The sequence below is a fragment of the Burkholderia sp. EMB26 genome (assembly GCF_024730645.1).
Lineage (GTDB): Bacteria > Pseudomonadota > Gammaproteobacteria > Burkholderiales > Burkholderiaceae > Burkholderia > Burkholderia cenocepacia.
On sequence record NZ_CP078070.1, the window covers coordinates 1708132 to 1723602 of the forward strand.

The 15471-nt window shown below is 63.3% G+C and carries 14 protein-coding genes; 13 read left to right on the top strand and 1 reads right to left on the bottom strand.

The window, feature by feature from the left end; translation table 11 throughout:
- Positions 1–34 precede the first annotated feature (34 nt).
- Positions 35–1639, bottom strand: a complete 1605-nt coding sequence (locus KU887_RS08050; protein WP_258255473.1) for a collagen-like triple helix repeat-containing protein — start codon at positions 1637–1639, stop codon at positions 35–37.
- A 677-nt stretch (positions 1640–2316) separates the two neighbouring features.
- Between KU887_RS08050 and KU887_RS08055 the strand changes: the two genes are divergently transcribed.
- The 13 genes from KU887_RS08055 (at position 2317) to KU887_RS08115 (ending at position 15439) form a co-directional block, all read left to right on the top strand.
- Positions 2317–2532, top strand: coding sequence for a Flp family type IVb pilin (locus KU887_RS08055; protein WP_059723740.1), 216 nt, complete (start codon positions 2317–2319; stop codon positions 2530–2532).
- Between the two features lie 97 nt (positions 2533–2629).
- The gene (locus tag KU887_RS08060; RefSeq protein ID WP_258255475.1) at positions 2630–3130 is read left to right on the top strand and encodes a prepilin peptidase; all 501 of its coding nucleotides are present in this window, start codon (positions 2630–2632) and stop codon (positions 3128–3130) included.
- A complete protein-coding gene (locus tag KU887_RS08065) occupies positions 3127–3573 on the top strand; it encodes a TadE/TadG family type IV pilus assembly protein (RefSeq protein WP_080324133.1) in 447 nt (148 codons plus the stop codon). The genes KU887_RS08060 and KU887_RS08065 overlap by 4 nt, the downstream gene beginning before the upstream one ends.
- Before the next feature lie 92 nt (positions 3574–3665).
- A complete protein-coding gene (gene cpaB / locus KU887_RS08070) occupies positions 3666–4595 on the top strand; it encodes a Flp pilus assembly protein CpaB (RefSeq protein ID WP_062884566.1) in 930 nt (309 codons plus the stop codon).
- A gap of 65 nt (positions 4596–4660) precedes the next feature.
- Positions 4661–5992: a type II and III secretion system protein family protein gene (locus KU887_RS08075; protein ID WP_059723781.1), complete on the top strand. Its 1332-nt coding sequence runs from the start codon at positions 4661–4663 to the stop codon at positions 5990–5992.
- 60 nt (positions 5993–6052) lie between these two features.
- The gene (locus tag KU887_RS08080; protein ID WP_059723733.1) at positions 6053–7327 is read left to right on the top strand and encodes a fimbrial protein; all 1275 of its coding nucleotides are present in this window, start codon (positions 6053–6055) and stop codon (positions 7325–7327) included.
- A gap of 3 nt (positions 7328–7330) precedes the next feature.
- On the top strand, positions 7331–8704 hold the full coding sequence (locus KU887_RS08085) for a CpaF family protein (protein ID WP_059723731.1): 1374 nt from the start codon (positions 7331–7333) through the stop codon (positions 8702–8704).
- A complete protein-coding gene (locus KU887_RS08090; protein ID WP_258255476.1) occupies positions 8697–9689 on the top strand; it encodes a type II secretion system F family protein in 993 nt (330 codons plus the stop codon). The genes KU887_RS08085 and KU887_RS08090 overlap by 8 nt, the downstream gene beginning before the upstream one ends.
- Before the next feature lie 4 nt (positions 9690–9693).
- Positions 9694–10686 (top strand): type II secretion system F family protein, encoded by a 993-nt coding sequence (locus KU887_RS08095; protein ID WP_059723727.1) that lies wholly within the window; start codon positions 9694–9696, stop codon positions 10684–10686.
- Between the two features lie 18 nt (positions 10687–10704).
- Positions 10705–11547: a tetratricopeptide repeat protein gene (locus tag KU887_RS08100; RefSeq protein ID WP_258255477.1), complete on the top strand. Its 843-nt coding sequence runs from the start codon at positions 10705–10707 to the stop codon at positions 11545–11547.
- Between the two features lie 20 nt (positions 11548–11567).
- Positions 11568–11897, top strand: a complete 330-nt coding sequence (locus tag KU887_RS08105; RefSeq protein ID WP_258255478.1) for a DUF3613 domain-containing protein — start codon at positions 11568–11570, stop codon at positions 11895–11897.
- Between the two features lie 95 nt (positions 11898–11992).
- The gene (locus KU887_RS08110) at positions 11993–13939 is read left to right on the top strand and encodes a pilus assembly protein TadG-related protein (protein ID WP_080324134.1); all 1947 of its coding nucleotides are present in this window, start codon (positions 11993–11995) and stop codon (positions 13937–13939) included.
- Between the two features lie 108 nt (positions 13940–14047).
- Positions 14048–15439, top strand: coding sequence for a sigma 54-interacting transcriptional regulator (locus tag KU887_RS08115; protein WP_059723723.1), 1392 nt, complete (start codon positions 14048–14050; stop codon positions 15437–15439).
- The last annotated feature ends 32 nt before the right edge of the window (positions 15440–15471 follow it).

A 15471-nucleotide genomic window follows, 5' to 3' on the forward strand; every position in this document is an offset into this window, starting at 1 on the left:
CTCCTCGCTGTCTTTTCGATGAATGGATGTCGGATTACTTGCCGTGCGTGCCGCCGAGCAGGCCGCCGATCAGCGACGTGACGGGCGCCAGCGGATTCGACGACGAACCCGAATTCGTGACGGCACCCGTGCCGCCGCTCAGTGCCGGCACGCCCACCGTGCTCGTGACCGTGGAGACGACGTTCGTCACCGGGGCGAGCGGACTGCTGCCGCCTGCGCCAGCAGTCACTCCGCCGAGGGCGCCCGTGACTGCGCCGAGAAGACCGGTGACGGGCGCCAGAGGATTTGCGCTGCCTGCGCCACCCGTTGCGCCGCCGAGTGCGCCCGTGACCGTCGACACGAGACCCGTGACCGGCGCGAGCGGACCGCCGCTGCCGCCGGCTGCGCCGCCCAGTGCACCCGTGACCGTCGAGACGAGACCGGTGACCGGCGCGAGCGGGCCGCCGCTGCCGCCGGCTGCGCCGCCGAGCGCGCCCGTGACCGTCGAGACGAGACCGGTGACCGGGGCGAGCGGGCCGCTGCCGCCACCCGTTGCGCCGCCGAGTGCGCCGGTCACCGTCGACACGAGACCCGTGAGCGGGGCGAGCGGGTTGGTCACGCCGCCGGTGCCGCCCGTGAGCAGGCCGCCGACGGCCTTGACGGTGTTGCCCGTCGACGAGACGGTGTTGCCGAGGCCCGTGGTGACCGGGTTGCCGCCCGTCGATGCGAGCAGGGCGCCAGCCTGGTTCAGACCGTTGCCAACCGTGCCGAGCAGCGTGTTGACCGGCGCGCCGAGGCCGGTTGCGGTGCCGATCGTCTGGGTCGTCTGGCCGACCATGGTCGTGATCGGCGTGATGGCCGAGCTGACCGTCTGCGTGACCTGCTGGATCGGGCCGGTCGACAGCACGTTGGTGAGCGTGGTGCCGCCGTTCGACACGGCACCGCCGAGCGTCGTGGCGAGGCCGCCGACCGCGCCCGTGACCGGTGCGAGCGGTGACAGCGGGCCGCTGCCGAGGCTCGTGACCAGGTTGCCCGTTTGCGTGACTGCGCCGCCGAGCTGATTCACCACGCCGCCGGTGCTGGCGACCGTGGTGCCGACCGGATCCTTCGTCGCGCCGAGTTGGCCGAGCCCGCTGCCGAGGCCGTTGCCGAGTGCGGTAACCGCGCCGCCGACGCTTTGCACGATGCCGCCGGCGGCTTGCGTGGTGGCCGGATTGACGCCCGGCAGCGTCTGGCTGCCGATGACGGAGCCGAGGCCGGAGACGGTGTCGCCGGCATTCGTGATGATGTTGCTGCCTTGTGCGAGGACATTTCCCACCGGGTTCGCCGACACACCGGAGGTGCCGGACGTACCGCTCGTGCCCGAGGTTCCGCTGGTGCCGGACGTGCCGCTCGTGCCCGAGGTTCCGCTGGTACCGGACGTGCCGCTCGTGCCTGAGGTTCCGCTGGTGCCGGACGTGCCGCTCGTACCCGAGGTGCCGCTGGAGCCGTTGCCGCCCGACGTGGAGATCGTATCGCCGCCACCGGAGCTCGAGCCGCCGCCGAGACCCTGGCTGATGGAGCCGGAGCCGCCGCACGCGGAGAGGGAAAGCATGGCTGCAACGGTGGCCGCGATCAGAGTCGTCCGGAACACGCCATGAGGGATAACCTTGATGTCCATTTCGTCCTCGCATTAAAAATGTGTTGTGAACTGCGTTGTGTTGAGTGGTGCGAGGACTACTCTGCAACTGTCGTGCCATTTCGAGGCTCGACGGTTCGACAACCGGTTTTAAACGAGGCAATTCCTTGTCGGAAAAGGAAGTTCCGGAAATTGAAAGATTGTTGAATCTGTTTAAGTGCAGATGAATGAGAACGGTTTCGGCCGTTTCGTAACGTAACGTCACAACATTGGCGTTACGCGTGCGGCGTAACGTGGGGCCCGCGCAGGCTTGGTGGACGAGGCAATTGTTTTACTGGTGGATTAGGTGTGCACATCTAACCTATCGTAAATCCTATGTGTAAGTCGTACCGAAACGCCGTACAAATACGTTGTGCTCCTGGTCATTTTTTTCCGTCAGAGTGGTTAAAAGAGGTTGGAACTTAAATAGGATCGGATATAGAATCCGGAGCAGATGTAAGGAAATGTACGGTTCGGTACACTACGTTCGAGGAGGAGCGCTATCGCGAATGTTAACTTGCATCAAATCGTGAGCAAGGCCCTTCGGGGCGATCTATAAAGAAAGCGCACCCGGTTGTCGTTACAGCAGATGTGGCGAACGGTTGGGGCAAACGGCCAGATATGCGGGGACGTATACGTATAAAAGGCCAGAAAACGTAAATACAGGCACGAGGAATAAAATGAAAGCAATCATCAAGCGTTTCCTTAAGGAAAACGACGGGGTTACCGCGATCGAGTACGGGCTGATCGCGGGTCTGATCGCTGTCGCGATCGTCGCCGGGGTGACGAACATCGGTAGCAGTCTCGGTACCATGTTCACGAATCTTGGCACCTGCGTGTCCACTCCTTCCGCTACAAACTGTTCTGCCAACGCGATTCGCGGAAATGCGGCCTAAGTTGACTTCTTCGTTCGTGGAAGTCGTCGTGGCGTAGTAGCGGGCGGACTGCCTCGGTAATCCGCCCGCCCTTGCATCTGCTGCGGGTCGTGGTGTGATGGGACATCTCATTTCTAGCGGGATATTTCTGGCCTGGGCGGCTTTGGTCGTGGTCAGCGATATTCGTCTCCGCCGTATTTCGAACGTGCTTGTCGTGGCCGGATTAGTCGGTGGGCTCGGCGCCGCGTGCGTGGCCGCGAGTCCATTTGGTATTTCGGCGCATCAAGCAGTGGTCGGCATGCTGGTCGGCCTGATCGGGCTGATACCGTTTTTTCTTCTGCGCGTCATGGGCGCAGCAGACGTGAAAATTTTCGCTGTGCTCGGTATCTGGTGCGGTGCGCACGCGCTACTTTGGCTCTGGGTGGCTGCCAGTCTGGCTGCAGGGCTGCACGCGCTCGCACTGATGCTGCTGTCGCGCACGCTGTTGGGGGGGCTGTGGCGGCAGCGCCGACCGACGCTGATACTTGGCAGATATCGGGCGACGCCCTATGCCGCATGCCTCGCGGTACCGGCTGCTGCATGGTTGATCTATCTGATCGCAACAGGGGGCGTGCGATGAAACGACAGAACGCATGTCGGGGACGGCGACGGCAACGTGGAGCGACAGCGGTGGAGTTCGCGATCGTGTTTCCGCTGTTCTTCGTGATTTTTTACGCGATCCTGAGTTTCGGGATGATTTTCGTCATTCAGCAAAGCTTGACATTGGCTGCTAGCGAGGGGGCACGCGCAGGATTGAGCTACGCACCGAATCTCACGACACGCGTCGCGAACGCAAAAACAACTACGCAGAACGTCCTCGGCTGGCTGAACAGCAGTCCGCCCAACGTGGTGGCTCAGCAATGCAACTACAACAGCACGTCTACGCCGTTGTTGTATTGCCTGACAGTTACGGTGAGCTATACGCCAGATAGCTGGATGACGATCATGCCATTCCTTGGGGCGATCATCACCAAACCGCTGACCGGTACGGCAGTGGTGCAAATCCCGCAGTCCATGCTGTGAGTTGGGCATCATGACGCGATAGACCTGTCACACGCAAATCGCGCAACAAGAAGAAACTCATTGGATTTTTATTCCGGCATCCATACGACAACATGGCCAACAACTTAACGAAGATCATTGCGGGGCTGCTGATTGCAATCGCCGTTCTGCTCGGAATCTATGCATGGGTGCTCGGACGCAGCGCATCAAGTCCCCCGCCGGCACAGCCGATGACGGCGGTAACTGCCGTGCCGATTGTGATTGCAACGCGTACTTTGCCCGGAGGGCAGCCGATTCCGGCCGATGCGCTGAAGGTTCAACCAACGACTGTGCCGGCGCCGGCAGGCGCGTTCAACGATCCGGCCCTGCTTGTTGGCCGCATGCCGATTCGTGACGTTCCAGCCTCGACTCCGGTCGTTGCAGATGCCCTGGTGTCGGGGCTTGCCGAGGACGTGCAGCCTGGCGAGCGTGCGGTTGCGGTTCGCGTCGACGAAACGAACGCGGTCGGTAACCGGCTGCGGCCCGGAAATTTCGTCGACGTGTTCCTGAACCTGAAACGTGAAGTCGGCACCACGATGCTCGACGGCGAGGTTTCGCAGACCCAGGCGCGGCTTCTGTTATCGAAGGTTCGGGTGCTGTCGTTCGGCGATGCGACCGCCGAGCGCGACAGCGGCAACAACAACGGTGGTAACGGGCAGCCGACCGGCGCCCGCATCGCGGTGCTCGCGGTGCCGACCGCGCAGGTCGATGCGCTGACGCTCGGCGAGGCGAGCGGCCGGCTGACCTTTGCATTGCGTAATCCGCGTGACGAGGAGCTTGCGCTACAGACGGTTGCGGTGCGTACCGACAACAAACTGTCGCCGTCGGCGTTGGCCGCGGCAGGCGTCTCGCTGCAACAACTGTCTGGCACACCGAGAACGCCGGTAGCCAGCGCGAACGTGCCGCCGTTGCCGTCGCATTTGCCGCCGCCGGTGCGGCCAAGCGGGGGCGGCGGCAGTATCGAAGTGATTCGCGGCGGCCGGTCGGAAACGGTTGCCTATTGAACCAGGTCGACGGCCATCGATATCAGCGACGACAAGCAAAGGGCCGCGCGACGGTCTACCAAACGATGAAAAACACACTGATTGCATTCGCGATTGCCATCTGCACCATGACTTTCACCTCGTTCGCGAGCGCGAGCGCTACGATCGAGCTCGCGGTCGGCGCACAACGGCAGATTTCGGCGGGCCGCACCCTGCAGCGCGTCGCGGTCGGCGATCCGGCAATTGCCGACGTGCTGATCATGAAGGGCAGCCGCTCGGGTTCCGTGCTGCTTACTGCGAAGGCTCCCGGCGCAACCAACGTGATGCTGTGGGAGCGCGGCCGCGATGAACCAACGATCTGGAACGTCGAGGTGGTCGACGCGGCCGCGCAAGCCGTGCTCGACGGCGCTGCGCCGCGCGTGAATGCATACGGCGGCACGGCGGTGCTGCAAGGCTCGGCAGCGTCGCTCGAGGCGCATGCGCGGGCGGCCGCGGTCGGCAAGAACATGAGCGTAAAGGGCGCCGTGATCGACCGCTCGACGGTTCCCGGCAAGAGTGTCGTGCAAGTCGACGTGCGGGTCGTCGAATTCAGCCGTTCGGTGCTCAAGCAGGTCGGGTTCAATTTCTTCAAGCAAAGCAACGGTTTTTCGTTCGGATCGTTTTCGCCGGGAGGCGTGCAGTCTTACAGCGGCGGTTCGGGCCCGGGGACCGGCGGATACGTTCCGACGCTCGGATCGCCAGTCGCGTCCGCATTCAACCTGGTCGTGAACGCGGCCGGACGCGGCATCTTTGCCGACCTGTCTCTGCTGGAGGCGAACAACCTGGCACGCGTGCTGGCGGAGCCCACACTGGTCGCGCTGTCCGGGCAGAGCGCAAGTTTCCTCGCGGGCGGCGAGATTCCGGTGCCATCGCCGCAGGGACTCGGTTCGACGGCGATCCAGTGGAAGCAATACGGTGTCGGACTCTCATTGACGCCGACGGTCCTGAGTCCGAGCCGGATTGCACTGAAGGTCGCACCGGAATCGAGTCAGCTCGACTTCGTGAACAGCGTGACGATCAGCGGCGTTGCGGTGCCCGGCATTACGACGCGCCGGGCGGACACGACCGTCGAGCTGGGCGATGGGGAGAGCTTCGTGATTGGTGGCCTGATCGATCGCCAGACGATGTCTAACGTGAGCAAGGTGCCGCTGCTCGGCGATCTGCCGATCATCGGGACGTTCTTCAAGAATCTGAGCTATCAGCAGAACGACAAGGAACTGCTGATCATCGTGACGCCGCATCTCGTCGCGCCGATCGCGAAGGGCGCAGTGTTGCCCGCGACGCCTGGCGAGTTGTCCGAGCAGCGCGACGGGCCGGTCTGGAAATCGTATTTGGGCGGAGCCGCTTCGCCGGACGCTGCTCCCGGATTTTCGAAATGAGTGCAATGTCTCGCGGCTTGCGATGCATCGCCACGCCTTGTGTAATCGGGGGTGTCCGACATGAATGCGCGAATTCAATCATTGTGTGAACCCGCCGTGACCGACTATTTCGTGTGTGCGTCGCAGCATGAGGCGCATGTCCGCTGGCTGGCCGATACGCTCGTATCGGCCGGCGCGGTCGAGGCCGCGTCGCTTGAACCGGGTATGCTGGCGCAGCGCATTACCGGCCTCAATCCCGCGCTCGTCTTCATCGATTTCTCCGATGGCAGTGCGGCGGCGAGCATTGCTGCGGCTGCGATTCGCGCCACGCATCCGGGGCTGCCGATTGTCGCGCTGGGTTCGCTCGCACAGCCTGAGAGCACGCTCGCTGCATTGCGCGCTGGCGTCCGCGATTTCATCGACGTGTCGGCACCGGCGGAAGATGCGTTGCGCACGACGCGCGGGTTGTTGACTAACGTTGGCGAGCCGGCGAGCCGCCACGGCAAGCTGGTTGCATTGCTCGGCGCGCGCGCAGGAATGGGGGTGAGCACGCTCGCAGCGAATCTGGCCGTATGGTTGCAGAGGCGCGCGGTGGGTCCGGAGGGGGGCGGCGTGCCGAACGGTGGGACGCCGGCTGGTCGCCAGACCGCGCTCGTCGACCTCGGGTTGCCGGCAGGCGATGGCGCGCTGTTCCTGAATACCCGCTGCGAATTCCATTTCATCGATGCGGTTCACAATCTGCGCCGCATCGACCGCACCTTCGTGAATACCGCGTTGACCCGGCATGAGAGCGGCGTCGCATTGACAACGCTGCCGCCGGATCTCGGCGGGCTGCGCGACGTGTCGTACGCGTCGTGTGCCGGTTTGCTGAACCGGTTTCGTGCATTCTTCGATCAGCAGATCGTCGACCTCGGCGGTTTTTCGAACCGCGAATTCGTTGCACAGGTCACGAGTTCGGCTGATGAAGCGTGGCTCGTCTGCGACCAGGGCGTCGCGTCGATCGTGTCGGCGGCCGATCTGCTCACCGGGCTGCGCGATGCGGGTGTCGAGACGGACCGCATACGGCTCGTCGTCAACCAGTACGACCCTGCACTCGATCTGACGCCCGCACAGATTGCGGAGCGCCTAGGGCTGTCGCTGGCCGGCACGTTGCCCTCGCGCCGCGTCGTGATCGGCCATGCGGCGAACCAGGGCCGGCTCATCGTCGATATGGCGGAGCGCGACCCGTACGTGCGCGCGCTCGAATCGCTCGCCGCGCGGTTGCCAGGTGTGTCGATTCGTCCGGCTGCACCGCGTCCGGCGCCTGGCCTGTCCGCGCTGAAGCGTTTCATTCAACCCTCGTCCAAGCGGTCGTAAGCGATGGCACACGACATTCAATTTGCCGACGGCGCAGCGCCGTTCTCCCAGACGCAGCAATTCCACGACATCAAGAATGCCGCGCACGAACATTTGTTGACGCGCATCGAAGAATTGGGCGCCGAATTCGGCAGATGGTCCCGCCAGGCGATCAACCAGTTCGTCGATCTCGAGATCGACAGCTTCGTGCGTCTGCGTCGCATTCCGCTCAACGAGAACGAAGTACGGACGATCGCGGAGGCGCTGACGAAGGAACTCGCGGGTTTCGGACCGATCGAGGATCTGCTCGCGGACCCGGCGGTCGAGGACATCCTGATCAACGGCTACAACGACGTGTACGTGTCGCGTCACGGGATCCTTGCCAAGCTGCCGGTACGCTTCACCGATAACGCGCACCTGTTGCGGATCGTGCGGCGGATCCTCGCGCCGATCGGCCGCCGTCTCGACGAGTCGAATCCGATGGTCGATGCACGGCTGCCCGACGGCGGCCGCGTGAACGTGGTGATCGAGCCACTGTCGATCGACGGCCCGGTCGTGTCGATCCGGAAATTCCGCAAGGATCCGCTCAAGCCAGCCGATCTGCTCGGCAACGGGACGTTCAACGAAGAGATCAACACGTTGCTTCAGGCAGCAGTCGAGGCGCGCTGCAACATTCTCGTGTCGGGCGGTACGAGTTCCGGCAAGACGTCCCTGCTCAACGCGCTCGCCTTCCATATTCCGGAGATCGAGCGTGTCGTGACGATCGAGGATACGGCTGAGTTGTCGCTGAACCACCCGCACGTCGTGCGGCTCGAGAGCCGACCGGGCGGGTTCGACGGTACCGGCGTCGTGTCGATTCGCGACTTGCTGCGCAATACGTTGCGGATGCGTCCGGACCGGATCATCGTCGGCGAAGTGCGCGGCGGCGAGGTGCTGGAAATGCTGCAGGCCATGAACACGGGTCACGACGGCTCGATGGGCACCGTGCATGCGAGTTCGCCGCGCGAGTGTCTGTACCGTCTCGAGATGCTTGCCGGCTTTGCAGGTTTCCAGGGCACCGAGTCGAGCCTGCGCCGGCAGATCGCGAACGCCATCGACTTCATCGTGCAGATCGGACGCCTGTCGAACGGGCGGCGCCGGATTCTGTCGATCACCGAAGTGACCGGGCTGTCCGACAACATCATCGCGACCCAGGAGCTTTACCGTTACGAAGCGCGTGTGACACCGGAGGGCGAGGAAGTCGATCACTGGGAAACCCTGGGCATTCATCCGCATTCACCGAAGCTCGCGCGCTTCCGTCAGACGCTGACGAGCGGTGGGTTCGGCGATGGCGGATTCGGTGGCGGAGGCTTTGGCGGTGGCGGGTTTGGCCGCGGAGGCGGGGGCTTCAATGTATAGCGCGATGGTATGGGTGCTGGCGATCGCGATGCTGTGCGTCGCGGCTGCGATGATGCTGTGGCGTCACGCGGAGACCCGGCGCGTACGGACCGACGCAAAGCGCTTCATCGACAGCCGGCTCGAGCCGGGGGCACGCGTCGCCGCACAGGGGGCACGTGCGCGGGCCGCTGGTGCCGTGCGTGCCGCGGAGCAACCGGGTGCAGCACGAACGATATCGTCCGATGCTTTCTGGGCGCACTGGTATGCGACCGCTTCCGAATATCTGTCCAATCTTGCGAGTCGCGCGGGGATCGACGATGCGCGCGGCAAGGCGCTCGTCGCGCTTGGAGTGCTCGTCGCGGTTGCGGTCGTCGCGGGTAGTCGCGGCGGTATGCTGGCGTGTTTCGCGGCAATCATGTGCGGAAGCGCGATACTCGGCGTCTGGCTCGCGTCGCGAATTCAACGGCGCCGGTTGAAGATCGTTCGGCAGATCCCGTCGTTTCTCGACGGGATCGTGCGTCTCGTGACGCTGGGCAATAGCGTGCCGGCTGCTTTCCAGTCCGCGTTGCTGACGACCGAGGAGCCGCTGCGCGGCTGTCTCGACGTCGTGTCGCGGATGCTGCGCGGCGGTATCGAGATCGACCGCGCCATGATGCACATCGCGAAGATCTACCGGACCGAAGAGTTCGAGCTCGTCGGCTCGGTGCTGCGCTTGTCGGTCAAGTACGGTGGTCGCGCGGATGTGATGCTCGAGCGGATGGCCGTATTCATGCGCGACCTCGAACAGGCCGAGCGTGAATTGACCGCGATGTCGTCGGAGACACGGTTGTCCGCATTCGTCCTCGTCATGCTGCCGATCGCAATCGGGAGCTTTGTCGTGATGACCAATCCGAAGTATCTGTACGGGATGTGGGGAGATCCGAGCGGGCGATCGCTGCTCATGATCGCGTTCCTGGCTCAAGTGATAGGCAGCATATGGCTGTATCGAATGGCTCGGCTCAGGTGACACTATGACAGCAACTCAAATCGGAGCGATTGCATTGGCCGTGGGCGCGCTTGGGGTGCTGCTGCTCGGTATGGTTGCGATGTTGCGTGCGAATGCCGCGGCGCGTGCCGAACGAGCGTTGGTCGATGCGTTGGATCGGCGCATGGCTGCACTCGAGGCGGCGAAAGCGCGGCCCGCGCAGGATGGCGATGTGCCGGCGAAAGCCAAGGTGCGCGGCGGGCAACGTGTCGAACATTGGCTCGATCGCTTGTCGGTGGCAGGCATGCGCTGGCTGGACACCGGATTCGGAAAATACGCGGTCGCGGAGGAAGACCGCCGTCTGCTGGAGCAATGCGGATATGTCGATGCACGCACGCGAGGGCTGTTTCTGAGTGCGCGCGTCGCGTGCGGGATCGCGTTGCCGCTGCTGTTCGCGATCTGCGCGAGCGGGCGCATGAAAGGCAGTATCTGGATGGTCGGCTTGTGCATCGCCTTGGGGTTGGGTTTCATGCTGCCGAAACTTTATGTGCAGCGCCGTGCAGCATCGCGGCGACAGAGCGTCGTCGATGAACTGCCGCTGCTCGTCGACATGTTGCGCTTACTGCAAGGCGTCGGCCTGTCGCTCGATCAGAGCCTGCAAGTCGTGACGAACGATTTTCGCGGGATGCTGCCGGTCTTGTCGTCGGAAGTGGGAATCGCGCAGCGTCAGTTCGCCGCGGGCCGTACGCGCGAGCAGTCGCTGCAACGGCTGTCCAGTGGATTCGACAACGAGGATTTGCGCGCGATCGTGCGATTGATGATTCAGGTCGACAAGCATGGCGGTGCGGTCCAGGAACCGCTCAAACAGTTCGGGGACCGTTTGCGCGAGACGCGTCGTGCGATGCTGCGCGAACGGATCGGTAGATTGACGGTAAAGATGACGGGCGTAATGGTGTTGACGCTGTTGCCCGCTCTGCTGATCGTGACGGCGGGGCCCGGCATGCTGGCGGTGATGCGTGCGTTGTCGTCGCAGCATTGAAGGACGGAAGGACAGACGATGAAGCGAATCGACGAAGCGGTGACCCGGGCAGGCATGCTGGCGGCGGTGTTGATGCTCGGCGCATGCGCAACCAAGGAAAGCGGGTATGGCGTCGGCGCGCAGACCGAGCGTGCGGCACTGATGCAAGCAGCAGATCAGAAGCAGTCCGTACCGGATACGCCTGGGATGTATCTGGGGCTGATTCAGCGCATGCAAGCGCAGGGCCTCTATTACGCTTCACTCGCGCATATCGATGCATATGACAAGACATACGGTGTCATGCCGGAATCGATCCTGTTGCGCGCGGACGCACTACGGATGACCGACCAGCCGACCGCAAGCGCGGCTGTGTATGCACAGTTGCTGAAGACACCGCTTGCTGCGCGCGGCTATCGCGGATTGGGGCTGCTTGCGGGCGCCGCGGGTGATTTCGACCGTGCCGTGCAGGCGCTGACGCAAGCGTCGGAGCTCGCGCCGACGGATCCGTCGCTGCTGTCCGATCTCGCTTATGCGAAGTTGCGCAGCGGCGACGTCGTCGGTGCGCGAGTGCCGCTGATGAAAGCTGCCGAACTCGATCAGCGCAATCCGAAAATCGTCAGCAACCTCGCGCTGTATCTGTTTGCGGCAGGACGTGCGCAGGATGCGCAACGGCTGATGAACCAGCAGCATCTGTCGACGGAGATTCGCAAGGACATTAACGGTGATGCCGCGAAGATTGCTGCGGCAGTGCGTGCGCAGCAGCGCGCAATCGCGACGCCGCCGGTTGTGTCGCGGCGCGGCGCGACGACGCCGATCACGCCGATGGCGAACAACTTCGGTTACGACCAGACCGTGCCGTTGCTGCAACGATTTGCACAATGAACAGATATCCGGGGAACGACATGAACGACAACACACTCAATCGAAGCGCATGTGCGGGCCGGATCGCGACGCTGGTCGCGGTCGTCTGCATCTTAACGGGGTCGGGCGCCGCATACGGTCAAGACACCGTGGCACTGGGTGCGTCAGACGTCGGCCGCTCGACCAAAGACTGGCTCGCGATGCAGCGGGACAACCGCGCGGCGGCGCCGACGCAACCCGTGTTCGGCGACGTCGCGTCGCTTGCGTACCAGCGCTACCTCGATTCGTTCAAGAACAAGATTCCGGATTCGATGAGTTCACAGCTCGGTGCGGTGGGCGGCATGTCGGGCGGCGGGCAGGGCGCGCAATAAGCGGGATGACCATGCGCGCAGATCAATCGCACGCGACGCGGCGACGGAGCGCCGGCAGTCCCGGGAGAAGTCGCCAGCGCGGTAGCGTCGCGATCATGGCGACGATCTGGGCGCTGGTTGCGATCATCATCCTGGGCGCGATCGACGTCGGCCATTTCTATGCCGAAAGACGCCGGATGCAAGCAGCGGCCGATCTGGCCGCTTTGTCGGCGGTCTCTCAGGTTACGACCGACTCGACTTGCCAGGCAGCGAGGACCGCAGCCGGTCAAATCGCGAATCCGGCGACGAATGCATTGCCGACGGGTTCGAAAATTTCCGTGTCGTGCGGCATCTGGACCGCACCTCAAGGCAGCGGTAGCGCGCAGTTCACCTGGGTGTCGGGCGACCCGATCAGCGGCAATCAGTGCGCGGGTCTCTCGGCGGGAGCGGTCAATGGCCAGTCGACCAACGCCGTTTGCGTCACGGTGGCCGAGCCGGTCGACGGGATTTTTCGCGGTGGAGTTACGATTAGCGGCTCTGCCATTGCCAAGAGCGTACCCACCGACACTTTTACGCTGACCACGTCGCTTGCAGCGTTGAATGGTGGATTGGCCAACCAGTTACTCAAGGCGTTGACCGGATCGAACGACAATGCGTTGAATCTCCAACTGGTCGACTATCAGGGACTCGCACAAGTCAACTTGAAGCTGGCCGGCATTCTCGCCAATCTCCCGGTCGGCTCCAGTACCGGAGTGCTGAATGGCACCGTGACGCTCGGTCAACTGGCCAATGCCGCGGTGCAGGCGGCGACGCAGCAAAGCGTGGCCGCTGCGAACCTGAAGGTGCTGAACGCACTGGTCATCGCCCTTTGTCCGGGGGGAGTCTGTGGCGGGCCGCAGATCGCTCTCGGTCAACTGGTTTCCGCTGCGACCGCAACCGGAAGCTCTGCCGTCAATGCCAGCGTCAATGCACTCGGCTTGCTGTCGACGGCATTGCAGATCGCGAACGGCACGAATTCGGTCAACATTCCCAGCGTCACGGTTCAGACGCCTACGATACTGTCACCGCTACTGAACGTGACCGTGTCGGGTTCAGTCAAGTTGGGGGCAAATCCGCCATCCACCGCGAGCGGTCCGCCCGGGCCGTCGAATTGCGGGACATCCGATTGCATAACCAACACGTCGACTGCTCAGGGCAACGTGTTCCTCAATACGTCGATCTCGCTGCTGTCGACATGCTCAAACGGCTCGCTAGTCTTTCCGGGCGGCAGTTGTGCGTCGGGTGCCGCGACGCCGCTTGCAGCGGTGCAATTGCCCATCACTGCCTATGTGGCGCCGGCGAAGGCGGGTTTGACGTCTGTTACCTGTACTTCGGACGGCACGAAAAGGGCGCAGGTGAACGTGCAGACCGGGGTGGTGGCCGTCTACATCGGCGGTACGGCGAATACGCCGATCAACCTCAGTGCGCCCAGTGGTTATGCGCCCACCGGCAGCGCCACGCCCATTACGCTGGTGTCCGTCAAACTGCAGAGCCTGCTCAATTTGTTGAACCTTGGCGACTTGGTTTCCGGACTGACGACGTTGGTCAAAACCCTGACGCTGGGGATCGTCGACCTGACCGACGTTTCGATCAACGTTAACTTGTTGCCCGGGCAGTTGACGGTTCCCGTCGCCAATCAAGGTCCGACACCGCTGGTGTTCACGTATCCCGGGCCTGGATCGTCCGCTTCGCCGACCCCGGCATCACCCTATATGCTCGGCACGGGAACGGATCAGTTCCTGTCGCCCGCTATTCAAGGTATCTTGAACAGCGGCCTGTCGTTGGAAGTGAAGGCCAACAGTGGCTTGCTCCAGTGGCTGAGCGTCATCGCGAATCCTATATTAAACGTCGTGACCGGGCCGATCCTGAACGCGCTGGCAACCACACTCGTTCCGCTGCTGCTGCAACCGATCGATTCGCTCCTGACCTCCGTCACGGGGCTCCTCGGCCTGAGCCTCGGGAACGCCTATGTCACGAACACGCCGGATTCGATCAAATGTGGCGATCCCATGCTGGTTCAATAAATGCCTGAACGTTCCGTTATCGAAGCAGGCAGTATCGCCGTCGCTCGCATTCGCTCACTGATCTGCAACGCCAAGCAACCCGTCAATTACTCAAGCCGCACCTGAAACATGAGAACCACGCCCGCAATCGAAGAGCTCGACCTGTACGTCTGGGAAGGCAAGGCGGACATCGTCGACCGCGTCGCCCGGTGCATGGCGAGCTTCGACGTCGAAGTGATCCGCGCCGACAACGCGGCGGTCTCGCCCGAGCGCGCCGCGTTGCGGCGCTCGCTGGCGATCATCAGCGTGACGATGATCGAAGGCGGCGCGGCATTCCTGCGCGACTGGCAGGCCAACATCGGCATGCCGGTGGTCTGGGTCGGCGCGGCGCGCGACCACGACGCGTCGCAGTATCCGCCCGAGTATTCGCATATCCTGCCGCTCGACTTCACGTGCGCCGAACTGCGCGGCATGATCGGCAAGCTCGTCACGCAACTGCGTGCGCACGCAGCCGAGACGTTGCAGCCGTCGGAACTCGTCGCGCACTCCGAATCGATGCAGGCGCTGCTGCACGAAGTCGATACGTTCGCCGACTGCGACACCAACGTGCTGCTGCACGGCGAAACCGGCGTCGGCAAGGAGCGCATCGCGCAACTGCTGCACGAAAAGCATTCACGCTACCGGCACGGCGAATTCGTGCCGGTGAACTGCGGCGCGATTCCGGACGGCCTGTTCGAATCGCTGTTCTTCGGCCATGCGAAAGGGTCGTTCACGGGCGCGGTTGTTGCGCATAAAGGCTATTTCGAGCAGGCGGCCGGCGGCACGCTGTTCCTCGACGAAGTCGGCGATCTGCCGCTGTACCAGCAAGTCAAGCTGCTGCGCGTGCTCGAGGACGGCGCGGTGCTGCGCGTCGGCGCGACGGCGCCGGTCAAGGTCGATTTCCGTCTGGTCGCGGCAAGCAACAAGAAGCTGCCGCAGCTCGTGAAGGAGGGACTGTTCCGCGCCGATCTCTACTACCGGCTCGCGGTGATCGAGCTGAGCATTCCGTCGCTGGAAGAGCGCGGTGCGGTCGACAAGATCGCGCTGTTCAAGTCGTTCGTCGCCCAGGTAGTGGGCGAGGAGCGGCTCGCCGAGTTGTCCGACCTGCCGTACTGGCTCACGGATTCGGTCGCGGACAGCTATTTCCCCGGCAACGTGCGCGAGCTGCGCAACCTCGCCGAGCGCGTCGGCGTGACGGTGCGACAGACGGGCGGCTGGGATGCCGCGCGACTGCAGCGACTGATCGCGCACGCGCGCAGCGCGGCCCAGCCGGTGCCGGCAGAGAGTGCGGCCGAGGTGTTCGTCGATCGCAGCAAGTGGGACATGAACGAGCGCAACCGCGTGATCGCGGCGCTCGACGCAAACGGTTGGCGGCGTCAGGACACGGCCCAGCAGCTCGGCATCAGCCGCAAGGTGTTGTGGGAAAAAATGCGCAAATATCAGATCTTCGACGAAGAGCCCGAGACCCGCGAAAGCGAGTAATTAATGAGATAAAATCGCGGTGAATTACAACG